At 64.2% G+C, this 19,087-nt stretch carries 15 protein-coding genes and 3 pseudogenes; 11 read left to right on the plus strand and 7 right to left on the minus strand.

Features of this window, described 5'->3' with window-relative positions; all coding sequences use genetic code 11:
• Nucleotides 1-302: 302 nt before the first annotated feature.
• The 4 genes from ACZ4N4_RS23585 (at nucleotide 303) to ACZ4N4_RS23600 (ending at nucleotide 4,522) form a co-directional block, all read left to right on the plus strand.
• The gene (locus tag ACZ4N4_RS23585) at nucleotides 303-587 is read left to right on the plus strand and encodes a lactococcin 972 family bacteriocin (protein WP_453577754.1); all 285 of its coding nucleotides are present in this window, start codon (nucleotides 303-305) and stop codon (nucleotides 585-587) included.
• 172 nt (nucleotides 588-759) lie between these two features.
• Nucleotides 760-2,862, plus strand: a complete 2,103-nt coding sequence (locus ACZ4N4_RS23590) for a hypothetical protein (protein WP_467591758.1) — start codon at nucleotides 760-762, stop codon at nucleotides 2,860-2,862.
• Between the two features lie 43 nt (nucleotides 2,863-2,905).
• Nucleotides 2,906-3,631, plus strand: a complete 726-nt coding sequence (locus ACZ4N4_RS23595; RefSeq protein WP_467591761.1) for an ABC transporter ATP-binding protein — start codon at nucleotides 2,906-2,908, stop codon at nucleotides 3,629-3,631.
• 159 nt (nucleotides 3,632-3,790) lie between these two features.
• Nucleotides 3,791-4,522, plus strand: a complete 732-nt coding sequence (locus ACZ4N4_RS23600) for a ferritin-like domain-containing protein (RefSeq protein WP_467591764.1) — start codon at nucleotides 3,791-3,793, stop codon at nucleotides 4,520-4,522.
• A 111-nt stretch (nucleotides 4,523-4,633) separates the two neighbouring features.
• Here the strand turns inward: ACZ4N4_RS23600 and ACZ4N4_RS23605 are convergent, their stop codons facing one another.
• Both ACZ4N4_RS23605 and ACZ4N4_RS23610 read right to left on the minus strand, forming a co-directional pair.
• Nucleotides 4,634-5,083, minus strand: coding sequence for a hypothetical protein (locus ACZ4N4_RS23605; RefSeq protein ID WP_453577670.1), 450 nt, complete (start codon nucleotides 5,081-5,083; stop codon nucleotides 4,634-4,636).
• A gap of 294 nt (nucleotides 5,084-5,377) precedes the next feature.
• Nucleotides 5,378-5,551, minus strand: a complete 174-nt coding sequence (locus tag ACZ4N4_RS23610) for a hypothetical protein (RefSeq protein ID WP_453577667.1) — start codon at nucleotides 5,549-5,551, stop codon at nucleotides 5,378-5,380.
• Nucleotides 5,552-5,741: 190 nt separating this feature from the next.
• On the opposite strand from ACZ4N4_RS23610, the pseudogene ACZ4N4_RS23615 reads away from it, so the two are divergent.
• Nucleotides 5,742-6,247: pseudogene (locus tag ACZ4N4_RS23615) on the plus strand (RHS repeat-associated core domain-containing protein); the annotation flags it as partial.
• Between the two features lie 234 nt (nucleotides 6,248-6,481).
• On the opposite strand, the gene ACZ4N4_RS23620 reads toward ACZ4N4_RS23615, so the two are convergent.
• Nucleotides 6,482-6,691, minus strand: a complete 210-nt coding sequence (locus tag ACZ4N4_RS23620; RefSeq protein ID WP_453577665.1) for a hypothetical protein — start codon at nucleotides 6,689-6,691, stop codon at nucleotides 6,482-6,484.
• An 864-nt stretch (nucleotides 6,692-7,555) separates the two neighbouring features.
• Here ACZ4N4_RS23620 and ACZ4N4_RS23625 point away from each other — a divergent pair.
• The 4 genes and pseudogenes from ACZ4N4_RS23625 to ACZ4N4_RS23640 all read left to right on the plus strand — a co-directional run.
• Entirely contained in the window at nucleotides 7,556-8,041 is a 486-nt protein-coding gene (locus tag ACZ4N4_RS23625; RefSeq protein ID WP_467591769.1) for a hypothetical protein, read from the plus strand.
• 343 nt (nucleotides 8,042-8,384) lie between these two features.
• Nucleotides 8,385-8,549 (plus strand): annotated as a pseudogene (locus ACZ4N4_RS23630) (IS5/IS1182 family transposase); the annotation flags it as partial.
• 198 nt (nucleotides 8,550-8,747) lie between these two features.
• Complete coding sequence (locus ACZ4N4_RS23635; protein ID WP_453385810.1) at nucleotides 8,748-9,221, plus strand: DUF3237 domain-containing protein; 474 nt, start codon at nucleotides 8,748-8,750, stop codon at nucleotides 9,219-9,221.
• 279 nt (nucleotides 9,222-9,500) lie between these two features.
• Nucleotides 9,501-10,874 (plus strand): annotated as a pseudogene (locus ACZ4N4_RS23640) (IS1380 family transposase); the annotation flags it as partial.
• A 1,040-nt stretch (nucleotides 10,875-11,914) separates the two neighbouring features.
• Here ACZ4N4_RS23640 and ACZ4N4_RS23645 read toward each other — a convergent pair.
• From ACZ4N4_RS23645 to ACZ4N4_RS23655, 3 genes are all read right to left on the minus strand, one after another.
• Nucleotides 11,915-13,426 (minus strand): HsdM family class I SAM-dependent methyltransferase, encoded by a 1,512-nt coding sequence (locus ACZ4N4_RS23645; protein WP_467591772.1) that lies wholly within the window; start codon nucleotides 13,424-13,426, stop codon nucleotides 11,915-11,917.
• Nucleotides 13,423-14,346, minus strand: a complete 924-nt coding sequence (locus ACZ4N4_RS23650) for a hypothetical protein (protein ID WP_467591775.1) — start codon at nucleotides 14,344-14,346, stop codon at nucleotides 13,423-13,425. Before ACZ4N4_RS23650 ends, ACZ4N4_RS23645 begins: the two co-directional genes overlap by 4 nt.
• A 194-nt stretch (nucleotides 14,347-14,540) precedes the next feature.
• The gene (locus ACZ4N4_RS23655) at nucleotides 14,541-14,819 is read right to left on the minus strand and encodes an Imm32 family immunity protein (protein WP_467591778.1); all 279 of its coding nucleotides are present in this window, start codon (nucleotides 14,817-14,819) and stop codon (nucleotides 14,541-14,543) included.
• 537 nt (nucleotides 14,820-15,356) lie between these two features.
• Here ACZ4N4_RS23655 and ACZ4N4_RS23660 point away from each other — a divergent pair.
• Both ACZ4N4_RS23660 and ACZ4N4_RS23665 read left to right on the plus strand, forming a co-directional pair.
• Nucleotides 15,357-17,360: a YncE family protein gene (locus tag ACZ4N4_RS23660; protein WP_467591781.1), complete on the plus strand. Its 2,004-nt coding sequence runs from the start codon at nucleotides 15,357-15,359 to the stop codon at nucleotides 17,358-17,360.
• Nucleotides 17,361-17,722: 362 nt separating this feature from the next.
• Nucleotides 17,723-18,052 (plus strand): hypothetical protein, encoded by a 330-nt coding sequence (locus tag ACZ4N4_RS23665; protein ID WP_467591784.1) that lies wholly within the window; start codon nucleotides 17,723-17,725, stop codon nucleotides 18,050-18,052.
• A gap of 562 nt (nucleotides 18,053-18,614) precedes the next feature.
• On the opposite strand, the gene ACZ4N4_RS23670 is transcribed toward ACZ4N4_RS23665, so the two are convergent.
• Nucleotides 18,615-19,087 (minus strand): class I SAM-dependent methyltransferase (locus tag ACZ4N4_RS23670; protein ID WP_467591787.1); only part of this gene is annotated, 473 nt, incomplete at its 5' end.

Below are 19,087 nucleotides of genomic sequence, written 5' to 3' on the forward strand. Positions count from 1 at the left end.
ACATGAAAAAGTCCGCCACGCCCCCGAGGCCATGGCTGAAAACTCTCCCCTGAATCTGGCGATATTTAGTGCAACCCGGAAACGGTATTTGACATCCACTCGCGCGTTTCATCTCTCTCTCCGACCCGCACGTGGTCCTGGTCGGTTGGCCGGAAATCGCGCACCCTGCCTGATGCATGCCACGGCCGATTTACTGCTGTGATCTGGGTTACTCGAATATTCGGTTGCTCGCGCTCATATTTTTCGTTCAAGATCTGTCCCTGTTCCGACCAAAACAGGATGACGAGGAGTCAGTCTTGAGCATGCGCAACGGGGTAAAGGCTGCGCTGGCGGCCACTGCCATCATCGTGGCCGCGGCCACGCCGGCCTTGGCGACCACCGTCGATGTGGGCGGTGGCACGTGGAGCTACGACCATGGCGCCAACACGGCGTGGTCGAACTACAAGCACCCGAACAACCAGCACGCGTCTTCGGTGAAGACGGGCGGCACGGTATTCGGCAGCGGCTGCACCGCGAAGGGGAAGTGGTCCCTCGCCTCGGCGGGGCTGAACGGCTCGGTGTCGTACTACTACAACCCGAACTGCTGAGCCTCCCGGTCGAAACTCGACGAGTCTAGGCAGCCACGAGTGGCGCCGCTCTCGGTTGCCTGACTGAGCTCTGTTGGCTGTGGAGGCGAGCATTCCTCGCCTCCACAGCCTTTCTGCTCGGACCATGAATTCCCGGACGGGCGCTCCCGAGCGCCCTCGACCTAGGTATCCCATGCTGCATCGAGGTATACGATTCGTCCACGCCGCCGTCCTGGCCTTCTCCGCAGTCCTTGCCTTTCTGTTCCTGCGCGGCCTGGACGAGAGCGGGGTCCTGGGAAACTCGGCCCTGGTCGACGTGGCGGATTCGGACAATTCTGTCAGCGGTGCCCAAGTCGTCCGGGAAATCAAGTCCTTCTCGGCCGAGCACCAAGTCGGGGTGGCCCGCGAGGTGGCCGATCTGAAGAACCCCGACGGGATTCGGCATCTTTACCTGGCTCCGGGCGGACCCCATTCCGTGACCGCGGACTGGTTGGACAAGGGCTATCCGGCGTTCAGCAGGAACTACGAGACGCGGGTGCATCCGATCTCCGAGATCGGACAGCAGGACCCGCGGGGTTCCTACTACGTGTTCGGATCAGCCGCGGCGGCCGACGCCCTGAAGGCGGAGCTCGACGACCACGGCATGACCGTAGGCGTTACCCACCCCCTGTCGTACACCGAACTGGTCGACCGATACTCGGACGATCCCCTGTACTGGGCCTTCTGCGTGGTCGCCCTCGCGGCGCTGACGATGACCGGCGCGAGCGTGCTGCTCAACGCCAAGTCGTACGGAATTCTGCGGATGCAGGGCATGTCCTTCGCCGGCATCCTCCTTCGCGAGCTACGGCAGCTGGCCGTGTTCTGGCTGACCGCGGTCGCCACCGTGACGGCCGCGGCGCTCGCCTTCCTCGGCTTCTACAACGGCCTTGCCTGGCTGGGGCTGTTCGCTGCGCTGGCCGCGGGCATCGCCGCCCTGCTCGTCGCCCTGGTGCTGGCCACTCACGCGGGTGCGCTGGCTCTGACCTACAAGGTCGACGTACTGCACGCCCTCAAGGGCGAACTGCCCTCACGGGCGGCGTCCGTCAGCGTCTACCTCGTACGCGTCCCCGCGCTGCTGCTCGCTCTCGGCATCGCCACGAACGTCACGCTCGCGAGCCGGGACGTACTGACCCGCCAGGAGAACCGGGACATCTACGGCACCGTGGGCGACGCGGTCTCGATCCGCCTCAACGGCGCCTTCGCCATGCACATGGACCAACTGAACGACCATGTCGGTCCGTGGCTGCGCCAGGCCGACAAGCGGGGCGAGGTCATTGTCGCCGGGCGCAGGGACCTCCAGGTCTCCGCGCCGGACGCGCGGCTGCCGGCCGGAGAGATTCTCATCGTCAACGACACGTATCTCGGCAAGCAGCCGGTTTTCGACCCCGCAGGACGGCGTTATGTGTCCGAGGCCCGGAGCGGCAAGGCACCGGACTCCCGCTCGGTACGGGTCATCATTCCCGATTCCCTCTCCTCGCGCACAGCGACGATCGCCAAGGCGGCCTCCGAGATCATCGATCCGGATCGCAGTCGGCACATCCCGATGGAAACACTCAGCAGTAGAGACGGACAGCGCCTCTTCGGCTACAGCACCGGCACGTACGTCTACAATTCCGCGCACAGTGCGGACGAGGACAGGTCCCTGGTGCGCGACCCGATCATCGTCGCCGTACCCAATGGTTCGCATTTCCTCACGGACGACGCCTATACCTCGTTCGCCACCCAGGCGGGAGTGGTCTTCCCCGACCCTGATGACGTGCTGAATGCCATCAGGACGAAAAAAGTCCAGAACTACGTGAACTCGGTGAGCCCGGTCGGGCAGAAGACCGCCCTGGACCTACGAAGTGCGGTCACCAAGCTCCGGCTTGAGATATTCAACCTTGTTGTTGCCGTGATAGTGCTTCTCATCGCCGGGGTCGGTGTCTGCCTCATCTACGCGCGAAAGAACGCGCAGAGCATATTCGTACGACACATCGGCGGCTGGAGATATGTCGCCAACCACCGCTTCGTCCTCGCCGTGGAGGTGGCCATCGCGCTTGTCTTCGCCACGCGGGTCCCTTTCCAGGCCTGGCAGCAGAACCAGGAACTGAAGAGGTTCGCCGCGGCCGGCGCGCCTGCCCCCTTCCAGCCGATTCACATCAGCGCACTGGATCTCACCGTCATCACCGGTCTTGTTGTCTTCGAACTCGGAGCCGTGCTGCTCGCTCTCGCGTTCTTCCATCGCCGCATCGTGAAGGAAGGGGCGACGGAGTCGTGAGCCCCGCCCGTGCGAAAAACCCGCCATTCAGCCGGAGTATGTTGTGATCGAAATCGAGAACCTTTCGAAGGTCTTCGGCGCCCGGACCTTGTGGCGCAACGTCAACCTCACCGTCAACCGTGGTGAGATGCTTGCCCTCGTAGGGCCGAGTGGATCGGGCAAGTCGACCCTCCTGAACTGCCTCGGCCTGCTCGACAGGCCGAGTACCGGGACGATCCGGCACGAGGGGAAGGACATCACCCGATTCGGCCGAGGTGATGTCCGTCGGTTCCGCCGTGACACTCTCGGCTATCTGTTTCAGCACTATGCGTTGATCGAGAACGCGACGGTCGTCGAGAACCTGGAAGTGGTCTCCAAGCCACGGCGGTTGGCGCGGAGCGAGGGCAAAGGGAACGGCAACGGCACTGGCAACGGCTACGGCAGGAACGACGGCAGTGCGGCTGTCGCTGAAGCCCTTGACCGCGTCGGTCTGGCGGGGCGCGAGAAGGAGAAGATCTTCCACCTCAGTGGTGGCGAGCAGCAGCGCGTGGCTCTGGCGCGTCTCATGGTCCAGCGGCCGGCCCTGGTGCTCGCGGACGAGCCGACCGGTGCACTCGACGAAGACAACGGCACGGTCGTCATCGACATCCTTCGCGAGATGAGCGAGGCCGGATGCGCCGTGGTCATCGCCACCCACGATGCCGGTGTCCGCCGTCGCTGCGACGCCGTATTCGCAGTACACGAGTCCTCCCTCGTCCGCTCCCCGGCAGCGCCCGGCGCGGTCGGGTGACGACCCCCGTTCACCAGGGGGGACCGGCAGGACTCTCGCACGGCGCGTGCACATGAATCCGTGAACCGTGGTCGTCGGGCAGCAGTGGAACGGTTTGCTGCCCGCGGGCGTCGTCCCTCTCCGGGGCACGAGGGCCGTGTCCGGGAGAGGGGAGACCGGGTGCGTACGGGCGGCTTCGCCAAGTGGACAAGGCGGTTCGAGGACGAGCGGGAGCGCAGACGCGCCGAGGGTGACCCGGACTGGGGGCAAGGCGCGACGCTGCATCCGGCGGTGTGGGCCAGCATCCAGCGCTTCCAGGTCGGCGAGGACGGCGACGGTGCCAACCTCGTCGGCAAGGCGGACCAGGCCGGCGACTCCGACTACGCGCAGGCGGTCCGGCTCTTCATCGCCGAAGAACAGAACCACGCCCGTCTGCTCGCGCGGTTGCTGGCCGCCGGGGGCAAAGAGACGCTGACGGGGCACTGGAGCGACACGGTCTTCGTACGGTTGCGGCGTCTCATGGGCCTACGCATGGAACTGCTGGTGCTGATGATCGCGGAAGTGGTGGCACTGCGTTATTACCGGGCCCTGCGTGATGGCACCGACGACTCGCTCACGGCGGAAGTGGCGGGACGGATCCTGACCGACGAGCAGCGCCACGTCCCGTTCCACTGCGAGCGACTGCACGGCTCCCTGGCCGAGCTGCCCCGCGCAACGCGCCGCCCGGTCATGGCCTCGTGGCGACTTCTCCTGCTCGCCGCCTCTCTGGTCGTCGCCGCCGACCACGGCCCGGCGCTGCGCCGACTCGACATGGGGCGCCTGCGGTTCGTGGCCGATGTCATGGCCTCGTCCCACGCGGTGGTCACCGCAGTGCTGGTGCCCCACCCGGATGCGTGGACGAGCGCGGGCTGACGACAGACAGCCCAACCGCCGGCCCGGGACGCCAGAGGGGGCAGGAAGTTTCGCCGTCGCCGCTGACGTCCGTTCGGTGGGTCACGCGGGGAACGAACCCGTCGCCGCCTGTCAGCGTGGGTCGACACCCCATATCTTGATGGGCTCGTACGTTCCGTCGTGGAAGTCGAAGACAGTCACTTCGGTGTCGAATATGTGGCGGAAGTGGCCCCCGTAGCCGGGTTGCGCGATGTGTGGGGCCAGCAGGTCCAACAGGCCCCGGAGGTGAAGCATGGAGTCGTCAACCCAGTCGTTACGTGCGAAGAGCTCCCATTCGTACCGCTCCCCGGATCTCGTGAACTCCTGCACCTCGCGACGCAGGGACACGACGTCTCCACCGGGCACCCGGCGGTTTGCGTAGCCACCGGGAAGGAGTAGCGGGTACAGGAATCCGTCCTGATCGTCGAGACCTTCGGGAAACTCGGCATCCATGCCCAAGTGCCACCGCAGGGCGGCCATGACCTGTTCGGGGGTGTCGTCGCGCAAGTAGCAGGAAAAGACGACCTCGTAGCGCTCACTCATGGACGGCATTGTGCCCGGCAGGACTGACACCGCCGGGCGGTTGGACCGGCGGCGGAGTTCGCCAGAGGGCGCCGGCGACACAGGCTGTGTCGGAGGCGTGCCGGGCGCCCACCACGCCGGCGACACAGGCTGTGTCGGAGGCGTGCCGGGCGCCCACCACGCGTAGGACACGAACCGGCTCTGCTGCCCCCTTGGCAGAACGGCTGTCCAGTCGGCCACTGCCTTGGTCAATGGTTCTGTCAATGGTTCCGCGCCAGACGCGACCACGCACAGTGACTCAAGTGTCCCGACGCGTCACCGCTTGAAGGCTTCCTTGGTCCTCTCCTTCGCGCCCCGCACCCTTCCTCGCGCTTCGAGGGCGGCACCCTTGGCTGCGAGGGCATCCTGGTGCACCGCATGGGCCGCCTTTCGCACGGTCCTTCCGACGACTTGTTCGACCTTCGCCTTGGTTTTCTCTCCGGCACTCATCTCAGTACCTCCGCGCTCACTGGCCGAGTGCCCTTGAGGCAGGCGTAAAAACTTGAAGCAGGCGGTGTCACATGCGCCGCATCCGACGGAGCGACCGCTTTGCCGCGAAGTAACTTGGGCGGCCTGCTGACCTAGGGTGATGTTCCTTTCACCAACGGTGATAGTCCGTAGCCAGGCAGCGCCTGGCAGCGACAACCAAACGATCGTCGAACAAACCACGTTCACCTGGGATGGCGCCACCCTCTGCGAGCAGACCACCCTCACATCAGAGGCCCCCATCCCGTCGTCCTCACCTGGGACCACGACGGCCTGCGCCCCATCGCCCAGACGAACGCCGCACGACCTTCGACGCGCCGCAGAAGGAGATCGACTCCCGCTTCTTCGCGATCGTCACCGATCTCGTCGGAGCACCAACAGAACTTGTCGATGAATCCGGCGGGATCGTCCGGCGCACACGTTCCACGCTGTAGGACAGGACCTCCTGGGGCGCCGACAGCGCGGCGTACACGCCCCTCGATTCCCCGGCCAGTACCACGACCCCGAAACCGAGCTCCACTACAACACTTCCGCCACTACGACCCGGAAGCGGGCCGCTCCCTCACGCTCGATCCCCTCGGGCTCGCCCCAGCCCCCAACCCCGTCGCCTACGTGACCGATCCCCGGTCCTGGGCTGACCCGCTCGGACTCGCCCCCTGCGAGACCGGCGCCCTGGGTCCCTACGCCGGAACCGGGGAAGCGGCACAACTCCTCCGCGACGCCGGCGTCCCCCGCAATTTCCGCATCCAGGTCATGGAGTCGTTCGAGGAGGGCGCGACCAATACTGTGACCTTTGCCTTGGCTGTCGAGGGTTGTCAGCGTTGGTCGTCGCTGTGCGACCTCGGACGAGCCAAGACGCCCAACACCGCGTAGCGGCTTCGGCGGTATTCCTCTTCAGAAGCCGGCGTGGCCGTTCGGGACCGGCGGCTGGCCCGGCGCCCCGTCCCCATAATGGCGACCGGCTATGGCTGCGGCGAGCGCCAGAAGCGCCTCCACCTGAGCCATCTGCAAGCGGTAGTCCACCTGGACCGTTCCTCCCGCGACAGCTCTAAGCGGCGCCAAGAGGTCGATGGCAGCCTGCTCGTGTTCTTCATAGCTGGCCATGGATGCCTCCGAAGCCAAGGTGGGCAGCGCGGCCCGCTACCACGCGGGCAGCGGAGCGACTTTGGCCGGGAGCTGCTTTGGCGGGAGTGATCATGGCCCCGTAAGCGGAGCGGGCCGAAGGCAAAAGCGGCGCCCGCCGCGGAGCCGGGAGCGCGCCCGGCGGAGCGGAGCTCAGCCGGGGCTTGCCCCGGCAGCGAAGGTCTTTGGCTTGGGCATGTCCGCACCCTTCCGCCACCGCGTGGCGACCACACGCGGTGTGTCGGAGGTGGGCCGCGTGTATCGCAGATAGTGCGCAAACGGTGAGAGACAACGAGAAATGGGGGGAGTCAGTGAGACTGACTCCCGGCATCATCTGTAGGCATCCGCCCTCGTCAGATCGCACTTTCAAGTTTCTGAACCGGCGAGTGCCCCCGGCAGGATTCGAACCTGCGCACACGGCTCCGGGGGTCCCTCGCCTCGTGGGGATCGTGCTGGTCAGCGGACCTATCGAGTCAAGTTGCCGCGGATCTGTGCACAGATAGTCCAGATGCCAGCAATCCCCACCGCGGCGCTCACCAGCTTTGACGCGGCGTCGACAGTCCACAGAACAGCTGATGTTGATGGCGCAACTTCGGTGTTGTTGAAGGTCTGCGCCGGGAGCGCCTGCTGTGCGCCCTTGTGGGGAGCCTAACTGTGCGTCACCGTCGGAGTTTGGCAGTTGCCTCTGACAGTGCCGTGAGTACGAGGGGGAACGAGATGGGGGACCTGGGCGCACGCTCGTCATGGTCGCGGAGCGTCTTCGGCGAGCTGGCTGTGCCGCTGTCGAAGCTGATCCCAGAGTGCATCGGTAGGGCTCATGAGCGGGCTCGGGACGGCCACCGGGGCGTGGGTACGCAGACCCTGGAAGCGTACGGACATGGTCTTCACGCCTCGCAATACGAGGAGCTCGCAGCGGGGCTCGCTGATCTTCCAGGCGTCACAGCGGTGCGTCTGCAAGCGCGCACGGTGATGGTTGTCGCCGGACAGGTGCTCTACCCGATCCGCTACGCCAAGCGGGACGTACCGGTCACCGTGGCTCGTCTCCGTCGTGCAGTCGGCCTCCGAGCTGATCTGATTCGGCGTCACGGTCCCGAACCCATGCAGGGGGAGTTAGATCTTGGGCTTGAGGAGCTGCAAGAGCAGGAGTTCCATAAAGAGCTGGGTCAGCTCGACCCGGACGCCGGCCTGGTACTCCTGGCTTACGCGTGCGCCATGGGTACCGGAGTCATGCGCCTTGAGTGGGGAGACGCAGAGCTGCGCCGCGGTGACCGCCACCTGCTTTGGCATCACCATGAGCCGCTTGACCTGCCTGACGCTCGGCGGTCGGCCTAGCCTCGCGCTTTCACGGAGCATGTTGCGCGACGGGCCGCCAGGCAGGCAAAGAGTGCCTTGACCAGCAAGAATGGTGCTGGCGAGTTCCTAATCGCAGCGCCCGCCGGACGCACTTCTCAAGTGAGCGCGCATCGTTCCGCGGCGGCCTGGGGTGTCCGATCATCGTGACGGCTCACGCTTCGAAAACCATTCGTGCGTGCGATCAAGCACCGCTATGAGGTTCCCGAGATGCGGGGAGAGGTGACAACAGGGCAGATGGGTTTCAAGAGAGGAGCCCTGACGATGCCTGCTCCGAGGAAGTGCCCGCTGGACTTCTCGCCAACGAATAGGAGACCGTCAGGACCCTACCCGGCAAACCGTCAACCGCGCACTGTCCGCGGCTTGGGCACCGGTCGAGCGCGGCGTCGCACGACTGAAGTCGTGGCGGATCTTCCGCAGGTCCCGATGCAGCCCGAATCGAATGCCGCCAATCGCCGCCGCCGTACTCACCCTGGAGCGGCAACGCTGAAAGAGCTCAATGAACCATCCAGTATGCCTGGCTTGAGTCACTTCGGCAGGGAACGGGGCATCCAGTTAACCTTCAAAAGCGACCTCATCGCGGGCGAACGGTTCTTCTTCGACATGGCCACGCTGTGCGCCCAGTCGGGCGTCTCGACGGACGAGGTCCGACGCACCCTCTTCCCGCGCGCACAGGAGGCGACACCACGTGACAGCAGACCCGCGTGTGAAGGACATCGGCGACATCCGCACAGCACACCTGTTCGACATGGTCGTCGACTTGGACCCGCCCCTGCCCTTCGGTAGCGGCCCGTTCGGCCGTCGGGTTCTCTTCGGTGCCGCAGGCGGCACGTTCCACGGCCCCAGGCTGCACGGCGACGTCCTCCCCGGCGGCGGAGACTGGGCGTTGATCGGCACCGATGGAACGATATGCCTGGACATACGCCTGACTCTGCGCACTCACGACGGTGCCCTCCTGTACATGACCTACGGGGGCCGCTGGGTCAACCCGCCCGCGCCCGACGCCATGGCCGACCCCGACCCCACCCGCTACTACTTCCGGACCACCCCGCTCTTCGAGACAGGGGCCGAGCCCTACGCATGGCTCAACGGCACGGTCTGCGTCGGGTCGGGATACCCGGTCGAAGGCGGCCTCGCCTACAAGATCTCTCAGATCCTGTGAACGTCATGGCCTTCGCAGAGGATGGAACCGGCGGACGAAGGCTCGGCACACGGTCGAGCGCGGCATCAAGCTCGAAGCGCGGAACGCCTTCGGCTTCAGGAACTGAGAGAACCAGCGCCTGCGCTCACGCTGTGCAACCACTCGCCGGAGCCGACGAGAAGCGCACCCCCACTGAATTTGAAGACCCGGTTTGATCACACATGCGAGAAGTGCTCCTGACCTGCAACGATAGGGCTTGTCGAGAGTCCTCTTGGCTGCGAGGAAAGAAGCACTTCTCAGGTGACCAAGCGTATCGGGTCTTACCCGCGTGTCCGTGTTGAGGGCGGCGGTCGTGGAGTGGTTTCGCAGGCCGGGGCGGGGCTGTTGGTGGAGACGGTCCGCAAGACCGGGCTGGACAGCGCGATATCGGCGGCGTTGGCGCCGTGGCGCAAGGCGCGGGCGGTGCACGATCCGGGCAAGATCCTGCTGGATGTGGCGCTCGCGGTGGCGCTGGGCGGGGAATGTCTGTCCGATGTCGCCATGCTGCGGGCCGAGCCGGCGGTGTTCGGGCCGGTGGCCTCCGACCCGACCATCTCCCGCCTGGTCGACACGCTTGCCGGCAGCGGGAAGCGTGCGCTGGGCGCGATCCGTCGGGCCCGCGCCCAGGTCCGCGAACGTGTCTGGGCGTTGGCCGGGGAAGCCGCCCCCGACCAGGGCGGTCAGGTGATCGTGGACCTGGACGGGGTGCTGGTGATCGCCCACTCGGACAAGCAGGACGCCGCGGCGACCTGGAAGCGGACGTTCGGCCACCATCCGATCATGGGGTTCGTCGACCACGGGGCGGGCGGCGCCGGTGAGCCGGTCGCGGGCCTGCTCAGAGCGGGGAACGCGGGCAGCAACACCGCCGCCGACCACATCACCGCCACCCAGCTGGCCCTGGCCCAGCTCCCGAAGAGGTTTAGGCGCGGGCGCCGCACACTGATCCGCACCGACTCCGGCGGCGGCACCCACGAGTTCGTCAACTGGCTCGCGGCGCGGGGCCGGTGGCTGTCGTACTCGGTCGGCATGACCATCACCGACACTATTCACCAGACCGTGCTGAAGGTCCCGGCATCGGCCTGGACCCCGGCCGTCGAGCTCGGCGGCGAGGTCCGCGACGGCGCCTGGGTGGCCGAGATCGGCGGGGACTGCCTGAAGGGGTGGCCGAAGGGGATGCGGCTGATCGTCCGCAAGGAGCACCCGCACCCCGGAGCCCAACTGCGCTTCACCGACGCCGACGGCATGCGCCTGACCTGCTTCGCCACCAACACTCCCGGCGAAGCCATCGCCGGCCTCGAACTGCGCCACCGCCAGCGTGCCCGCTGCGAGGACCGCATCCGGGACGCCCGCTCCACCGGCCTGCGCAATCTTCCCTTCCACGGCCTCGCCCAGAACCAGATCTGGCTGGAGATCGTCCAGCTCGCCCTGGACCTGCTCGCCTGGATGCCGATGCTCGCCCTGACCGGCGAGAACCGCCGCTGGGAACCCAAGAAACTTCGCTTCCGCCTGTTCTCAGCCGCCGCGCAACTCGTCACCACCGGCCGCCGCCGCTACCTGCGCCTCGCGGCGCACTGGCCCTGGATCGACGTGATCAGCGCAGCGGTTGACCGGCTCCAAGCCCTACCGAACCCCGGCATGACCGGCACCCTCGAGTCCCTCCGAGCCGCATCACCCCACCGGAGCAGTGGAACCCGGCGCCCACCCGACGCGACAGCCGGGCCACCAGCAATCCCACGACCAGCTCGCGACGGTCCGTCGGAAGAACCGACGGACGTCATGCAAGATCGAGGCTAGCCCGTGCTCACGTTCCCAAAATGATCGAGCAGGCCCTTAGAAGGGGCCGCACGCTTCACCCTCAATCCCTCCCTGACCTGTACGAATGTGACTCCCTCGACGGCTCTGAGGGTGGATGGTCGGGCACAGGGGATCGGAAGTCGCCTCCGGGGCCTCCCTCGGCGAACGCCTCCTAAGGGAAGTTCCCGGCGCCCTCGCCGGGTGTGGTTCCTGCACGTACTCGTCAGAACCAGTCCTCGCGAGGATTTGCAGGTACGTCTCAACTCGGGTTGCCGGTTCTGGCAGCTGGCTGATCTCGCTCCTGATCAGGCCGTGTATCTCCCGACGTTCGTCCTCCTGCCGGCGACGACGCGCTTAGGCCCACTGATCGACCGTCCTTCTGTGGCAGTCGCCTCGCCAATTACGCCACTCCATGAGGATCACAGGCAGTAGAAGCGCCACTGCCGCCAGAGCAAGGACTGCACCCCACGGGGCTCCGCTCAATGCAGACGCGGTAGAGCTGGTTGCGCCGAGCATGTAGGTGGCGAGTGAAGAACGCATGATCGTTTCCTTTCGCGCCTCGCGCTGGCGCGTGGCGCTGGGCAGCCGGAGCTCTCCGGGGCGGGGATGGGCCCGGTGGTTCCGGGCATGCAAAAGGCGCGAGCGATCCGCTCGAGCCTGGGAGGTGCTAGGCGATGTAAGGCCGCAGCGACTGTTAGCGCTCTTCGGCAGCAGAAAAGCCGCTCCGAATCATCGGAACGGCTCAGAAGGATGCTCCGCGTACAACGCGGCTAGCGGAGCGAAACCCTGTCACATGTGGGTTGTTCTAGGGTTGCTCAAACCTTGAGCTTGAAAATTACGGACCCTTTCGGATGGAAAAATTCGCCGACCAGCAGTAACAGTCAGAAGCCGTAGATATCCTTGAAGATGGAATCGACTTCGCATCGAACTGAATTCAGAAGCGTCGACGAGGGGGCTGTCGAAAGCTCCTCGATAACGCGAGAGACGAGCCCGTCGATTCGATCCAGCGTAGAGTCTTTCGGGATGATCACGGGAACTTTTTTCAAATAGTTTGCAGAGTTATTTGCTGTCGGGTTGATCGTCCTAACGAGAGTATTGCCGGTTGCTGAATTCAAGAAGGCCAGCAGGTAGGGGATCAGCCTTAGATCTCTCGGGAAGATGCCGACAATCGATTGGTCAAATAGTTCCTCTTGGATGAGGGCGGCCTTAATCCGAGTTGAGGAAACCATCGGTACGCCGATCCCGTTACGGAAGTAGTACAGAGAATTCTGGTAGCGCGATTTCTTGTCGGTCTTGTAATGATGAACAGCGTCGGGTGACCAGTCCATGTACCATTTCTCCACAGCCACGTACTCTGCTGATCCACCTTTGCGAATCGGGACGTAGTGTCGAGGCCCGTCGATCCCAAGCATTTTCTCATCGTTACTTGGCGAGAAAGTCACCAACTCTTCAGTAATTTGCTCGTATCGCTTAGCGCTTCGAGCGCTAGGACAGTTGTGGCGAAGAAACCGGAGATCGTTGCCGGAGTAGAACCCGGTAACACAGTCAGCGAGGTCACCTAGCCGCGAGGTTGCCGAGCTAATGAGCTCTACGACCCCGGGAGTGCTGTGAAGATGCAAGGCATGATCAGCTGAAGCGTAGATGTCCCCTTGCTTGCGCAGGACTCTGGTGCCCGAAAAAGAAATGCCCTTGAGTAGTTCATGAGCATCTGAAAAGTTGTATCGGATAGATACTTCATGATCCGAAAGGTCACCCAAGATGCCCGTCTTCTCCAGGGTGATAATGCACAGTTTAGCGTACCCGAAATTAACCCCAGGGAAATAGGCGGACGGGAAAATTGAGATTTCGTGAATTGTGCAGGTTTCCAGAATGAAACGACGCAAATTTTGATGCCGATGCAGAGTGAGGAAAGTCTCGGGGATAATAAAGACCAGTCGCCCACCCGGCTTGAGCAATTCAACGCACCTAGCCAAAAATAGACCATACGTCTCCTTCACGTACATGCCGGGAAAGAGGTTTTTCAGGTTGGACCGTTCATCGTAATCCAGCCAGGCACCGTACGGCGGGTTTCCGATGATCTTGTCGTAGACCTCAGAACCTTTCCCTTCCTCGCCAAAGGATCGCTGGAGTAGTGTGTTCGCATGGATTACGCTAACCTCGTTGTTGTGGGCGTATTCCTTTTTTAGGTGAAGTACTGATTCCTCGTTGAGTTCATATGCGTCAATAGCTGCGTGTGGCTCAGCCTTGATGACCGAATCAATGAGTGCGCCCTGACCAGCTGCCGGCTCCAGAACTCGATCTCCGGGCTTCGGCGACAACATTCGACTCATGTACTCCACAATTGGAGAAGAGGTCGTATAGTATTCCTGAAATCGCTTCTTGCCCTGCGTCACCACTCTATGTATCCCTTCATCCCTGATTCTTGGATCAGACGTGCGGTGCCATGGTTGAGGTGTTCCAGCCAGTCAACATGAGAATCGATCCACCTCCGCAAATCGAATCCGGTGAATTCCCCGATCTTTTCATACGCTCCGGGCCCCGAGTAGGCCTCCCAAACCTTAGAATCCCGAAGCGATCTGAAATAGTGATTATTTTGATCCTCGGGTGATCGAACCAGTAGCAGACACCGGTAATCTTCAACTAGCGTTTTATAGATTGTTGCTACCAGTAGAAGTCGATTGGTGTTGCCCTTCTCATTTGAGCCGAATCCGCTCTTGAAGTCTACCACTATCTTCTGGCCGTCTTGTTCGAAGTGAAGGTCGAGTTCCAATTTTATCTGGCCGGAGTCTACGAGTAGCCACACCTTGTCGTAGTAACCGTGAAGCTCGTTTTTTGCAGTAGTGGTAAGGTCGAGCGAAGTTACATATTCGGCTAGCTCTCGCTGTAGTTCTTTCCTGACGTCCTGAAATAGGGGTGGATCGATCAGCTTCAGTTTTCTCAGTGGGTGGTCGAAGGCCAACTGGCAGAAAGCCTGCCACAGCTCGCCCATGCGGCGCGAAAAGGCCATGTATTCATACGGCCATATTGCATTTCGACCTTCGATCATGGTGATGCAGCCGGTATAGTGGGCCATGAGTAGCGCTGATAGCCGTTCCGTGCCTGCCCAGTTCTGACTGCGCGCGGTGGCGTCAATCATTTGCTTTACGCCACCTATGATCTTGGCGGCAGATTGGTTGAACGCTGCGGCGTGCAACTTATATTGCGAACTTTTATATTCGAAGCCTAGACGGGTTGCCGCTCTGGAGAATTCGTCGCGAAAGTAAGCAAGGAGAATCTGTGGATCTTTGCCAAGATTGGCGTCAAAATGCAGCAAGGGTGGTCCTTGGTTAGGGGTGCAGTTTCGCCCGGGGGTGTTTGGCTGCGACCATGCCTTGATCATCTTCTGTCTGCTCGCGCGTAAGTTTCCTGACAGAGGCCGACCCCCGTGGGCGGAAGTGTATGCCTGAGAGTGGCTCGTCTCCGGGGTAATCTGCCTGTCACTGCCGTACGCCTCCGGGCGGTTGGACATCAGTGCCAGCCCATGCGGTTGACGTCACCAGGGGAGTGGTAGTCGCCAAGCGTGCGGAGAACCTGATGCCCGGCGTCCCCTACGTCCGTGGCTGGGCAGTGGAGGTGAGCGCCGTCCGGCGTGCCGTCCTGAGTGAGAGTGAGGAGGTGGCCGGCCAGAGTCTTGAACCCGGCAGCGTTTGCCGCAAGGACGATCTCGCCACCCAGGTCGCGGACCTCGATGCGTGCGCCTTCGTCCGACGTGAAAACTCCGGTGATTCCATCGGTCGCCGCACTCACGCGAGTGTTCATCGACGGGCAGCGCCAGTTTCGGGGGCCATACCCCAAGCAGCGCGTACTCCGGGCCGGCCGCGACGCCGAGACATGAGTGACGACCTCTTCATCCCGAACCATGGGCGGGACGGCGTCGAAGTCTGCTCGGCAGATCACGTGGGTGTTTGGAGACATTGACGGTCGGCTGCGGTCGTGGTGGTTGCTGTACGGCCCTGCCGTACAGCGGTCGGGGCTCGAGGCACTCTCTCCTGCCATACTGCTGGGCGCTGCTGTAATTCAGCAGCCGTTGAGTGCCGTCCCTGGACATCGTCGGCCGCATGTCTGACGAGTGCTTAGGACACCCACGGCCGGCCGCGATCCCCGACCCGCTCGACCTCGATCGCAGCGATCCGAGTGCGCGCCTGCCATAAGAGGTGCCCGGCTTCTGGGCGGCGTCCAGTGGGACCTGCGGAAACTTGCGCAGGTGTGCCGTACAACCCTGACGGGGCTCCAGGGGTCTTGTGGGCATCCTGTCTTCCTAGTGGGGGTTGCATCACTGTGCGTGTGCGCAGCATTTCGGCCGTAACAGCGCTCGCGGTCACTCTCGGTTCTGTCGCCCTGATCGGGTCGGCGGCGGGCGCTGCTGTCGCCGACAGCAGCGCCGCGCTGCCCATCACGTCCAGCGGCGACATCATCGTGGACGGCGTTCACCACCGGGTCTTCATCAGTGACCCGTCGGGAGGCAAGGTCGTCGCCACCGACTACAACGGCACCGTCATCGGGACGATCACCTCGCTGCCGCAGGCTGACGGCCTGGAGCTTTCTGCCGACTCGGCAACGGTCTACGTCGCCGTGCCGGGAGCCGATGAGATCGTGGCCATCGACACGGCGACGCTCACCGAGGCCGGGCGGTACGCGACGGGTGACGGCACAGATCCGCAGCACCTGGCGCTCGCGGGCGGCAAACTCTGGTTCGGCTACGGCAGCGTCGGCCACGGCAACATCGGCTCTCTCGACCTGTCCGGCGGGCAGCCGCAGGTTTCCCTCGCCCAGGAGGCCGACGGGACGTGGAAGGACGCTCCCCTGCTGGACTCGGCACCCGGCGCTCCCGACACCCTGGCGGCCGGCTCGCGCCAGTACTACTTCACCCTCGGCGTCTACGACGTGTCGTCCGGCACGGCCGGCCGGACCGCGTTCCTCGGCGGGCAGGACGCCGCCATCGGCAACACCGCGGAGGACCTGGCGCTCACCCCGGACGGCACGGAACTCGTGGTGGCCACCTCGGCAGGCGACTTCCAGCAGGTCTTCCGGACCTCGGACCTGTCGCAGACCATCAGGTATCCAAGCGGCTACTCGGCACAACGGTCGGTGGATGTCGCGCCGGACGGCCTCGTCGCGGTGGGCACGGACACCTACGCCAACTTCACCCCCCAGGTGTCCGTCTACGAGCCGGGCGGCACGGCCCCGAGGCGGACCGCCGATTTCACCGACGAACAGGGTGGAGTCTCCCAGGAGACGCTGCTCGATCACGGCGACCTCGCCTTCGCACCCGACAGCAGCCGGCTCTTCGCGGTCACACACGGTCTCTCCAACAAGTACAGCCTGCGCGTCGTCACCGACCCCGGCAAGGCCGTCACCACCGTCACGGTGAACGCCCCGGCGACCGCCGACCGAGCCAAGTCGCTGACCGTCTCCGGCAAGGTCACGAACACGCTCGGGCTGCCCGCGGGGACCACCCTCGCGGTGACCCGGACGGACCAGGAGTCGCCGAACGGCAAGGCGCTCCCTGCCACGACGGTGAAAGCGGACGGGACCTTCTCCTTCACCGACATCCCGCCCGCGGGCGGCAAGGTCACGTACAAGGTCTCCTACGCCGGCGGCGCCGATCGCACCGCTGCCTCCGCCTCGGACACGGTCGAGGTCTCCCGGTCCTCCGCGACCCTGACCGTGAACAAGAACGGCACGGTCTACGACTACGCCAGCAACGTGACGTTCACCGCCCATCTCGGCACGACGTACAAGAACCGGACGCTCTCGCTCTACGCGGACACAGCGGGCGACGGCAAGGGCAAGTACCTGGTCAAGACCGGCACGGTCAACAGCGCGGGCAATCTGTCGGTCACCTTGCCCCTCAAGCGCGACACCACGGTGAGCGCGTCCTTCTCCGGCGACGCGCGGACCGCCCCGAAGACGGCCACGAGCCGGGTGGGCGCGAAGGTCAAGGTGTCGCTGAGCCTGAGCCGCTACTACAAGACGGCCAAGGTCAGCGGGCAGACCAAGTACTACTTCCGGAAGAAGACCAATCCGCTTCTCACGACAACGATGACGGCCTACCCCGGCCGCTCGCAGAAGCTGGAGTTCCAGATCTACTCCGCCGGCGCCTGGCGGTCGGCGGGGTACGACTACTTCAAGCTCGACTCCAAGGGCAAGTCGGTGGTGGAACTGCGTGGCACGCACCAGACCGGCTACTCGATGCGCGTGCGGTCGTCCTACATCAACAACTCCTCGAACGACACCGTGAACTCGACTACGCACGGCTCCTGGAAGTACTTCACCTTCACGAGCTGAGGCTGCCCCCCCAGGCCCAGCGCATCCGATGACGCGCCGGGCCTGGGGATACGTCTTCCTCAGGAGGACACGATGGCGCGCGCCGGCTACTCCTCGGAGCGGGCCGCGCTGAATCCTCGATTCAAGGTCGGCTCGTCTCCTCAGCCCCGATGGGCAGGGTTGCCAACACGCTTTCCAACTGTGGTGGTGGTCCTGAGCGGTTCGGATGGGGCCGTTCACCTGTGTTCGTGGGTGGCCGTTCGTCTGGGCGGTTACCGACTCCGATCCCGTCTGAACGTCCGTGATCCGGCGCTGAATGAGACGGAAACTGAGACGGACGGTGCGGCCGGGCTCGCTAGCATCTTCGCTGTTGGAGGGGTGTGATGGCTCTGGTCCGCAAGGGATCACGACGGATCGTTGTCGACGGTACGGCCTACCGCTGGCGGCTGCGTGGCAGGCCGACGTACTTCCGGGGCTTGGCCTGGTCGCCGTGCACGTTTGTGGTCGAGCATGCGGACACCCCGGGCATGACGCTCGTGGTCACCACCGACCAGCCACATCCGAGTAACTGGATCGGTCGCGAGGCTGAGCCTGTACTGCCGGCCGGTGTTGCTGCGGCTGTTCGTCTTGCCCTGAGCGAGGGTTGGACTCCGACGGTCCCGGGCTCTGCGTTCCACCTCGACGAGTCCGCTGGCTTCACTCCTTCGCGCTGAACAGAGCTGGAGAATCGTCGGGGTCTGTAACTCAGCCGACGACAGTCAGCCACGATGGCGGGTGCGCCGACCGATCAGGGGTGCGTATGCCTCGCTACACCCCCACCGGGCTCAGCCACGCTGTTGATGCCGTCGACCGGAGCAAGCCACGGCAGCCGGTGCGTGACTACGGGGCCGGAGACCTCAACTTGGGAAGCTGCGGGCATTCGGGGGCGGTTCGGGTGCTGACCTGGGCGAACGGTCGAGCCGTGGGATCGTCGGACTCGGTTGTCTTCACCGTGATTCCCCGGTGCTCCCCGCTCGATCAGGTGCACTTGTGGTGCGGTACCGAACTCCGCTGCTGCTCGACGGCGGCGGAGGGCCAGCACGGCAAGTAGTCTCTGGCCCGGGGAGAATTAACGTGGCGACGCTCGTTGTGTGACGTGAGGGGGATCGTGCTCCGCCTGATAATGCCATCGCTAACACCTCTAGATCCGGAACTTGATCCTCACGGGAGACCTTGCCACGGCTGGGCGCCTGGAATGACGGAGTAATTGTCAATACCCGTGGATCTGAGCTGCGTTCATGCTGATGTGGGCTTGCGGGCGAGGATCTGGATCCCCGTTGACTCGTGCCCGTTCATGGTGGGCACCGTGATGGTCCGGGTGTCGACGTTCTGGAACTCGGTGAGGAGGGTGGAGAACCACTCGCGGGGGTGGTGACGGCAGACCGCACCGTCGCCGGTTTCGAACACGCCATAGCTGCCGTAGTGATCAGCATGGCGGCCGTAACGGCTGCGGTTGCGTTCGTCGTCCTGCAGCAGAAGATCGCTGATGTAGAGGATCCCGCCGGGCTTGAGGATGCGTTTCAGCTCGGCGATCAACCGGTGCTGGGCTTCATCGCCGGGAATGCAGGTCAGCACGGCGAAGAGCAGAACGGCGTCGAAGCCTGCGTCCGGACGGGGCGAGGCCGGTGGTGCGTCCAGGGCGGCAAAGCGCATGGTGGGGTGCAGGCGGCGTGCCCGACTGATCATTGCCGGTGAGGCGTCGACGCCCG

It is taken from the genome of Streptomyces sp. NPDC026538 (assembly GCF_055567535.1).

Coding starts and splice junctions, on each gene's coding strand:
- ACZ4N4_RS23585 (WP_453577754.1), top strand. CDS start 303: ATGCGCAACGGGGTAAAGGCTGCGCTGGCGGCCACTGCCATCATCGTG.
- ACZ4N4_RS23590 (WP_467591758.1), top strand. CDS start 760: ATGCTGCATCGAGGTATACGATTCGTCCACGCCGCCGTCCTGGCCTTC.
- ACZ4N4_RS23620 (WP_453577665.1), bottom strand. CDS start 6,691: ATGGCCAGCTATGAAGAACACGAGCAGGCTGCCATCGACCTCTTGGCG.
- ACZ4N4_RS23665 (WP_467591784.1), top strand. CDS start 17,723: ATGGCTCTGGTCCGCAAGGGATCACGACGGATCGTTGTCGACGGTACG.
- ACZ4N4_RS23610 (WP_453577667.1), bottom strand. CDS start 5,551: ATGAGTGCCGGAGAGAAAACCAAGGCGAAGGTCGAACAAGTCGTCGGA.
- ACZ4N4_RS23605 (WP_453577670.1), bottom strand. CDS start 5,083: ATGAGTGAGCGCTACGAGGTCGTCTTTTCCTGCTACTTGCGCGACGAC.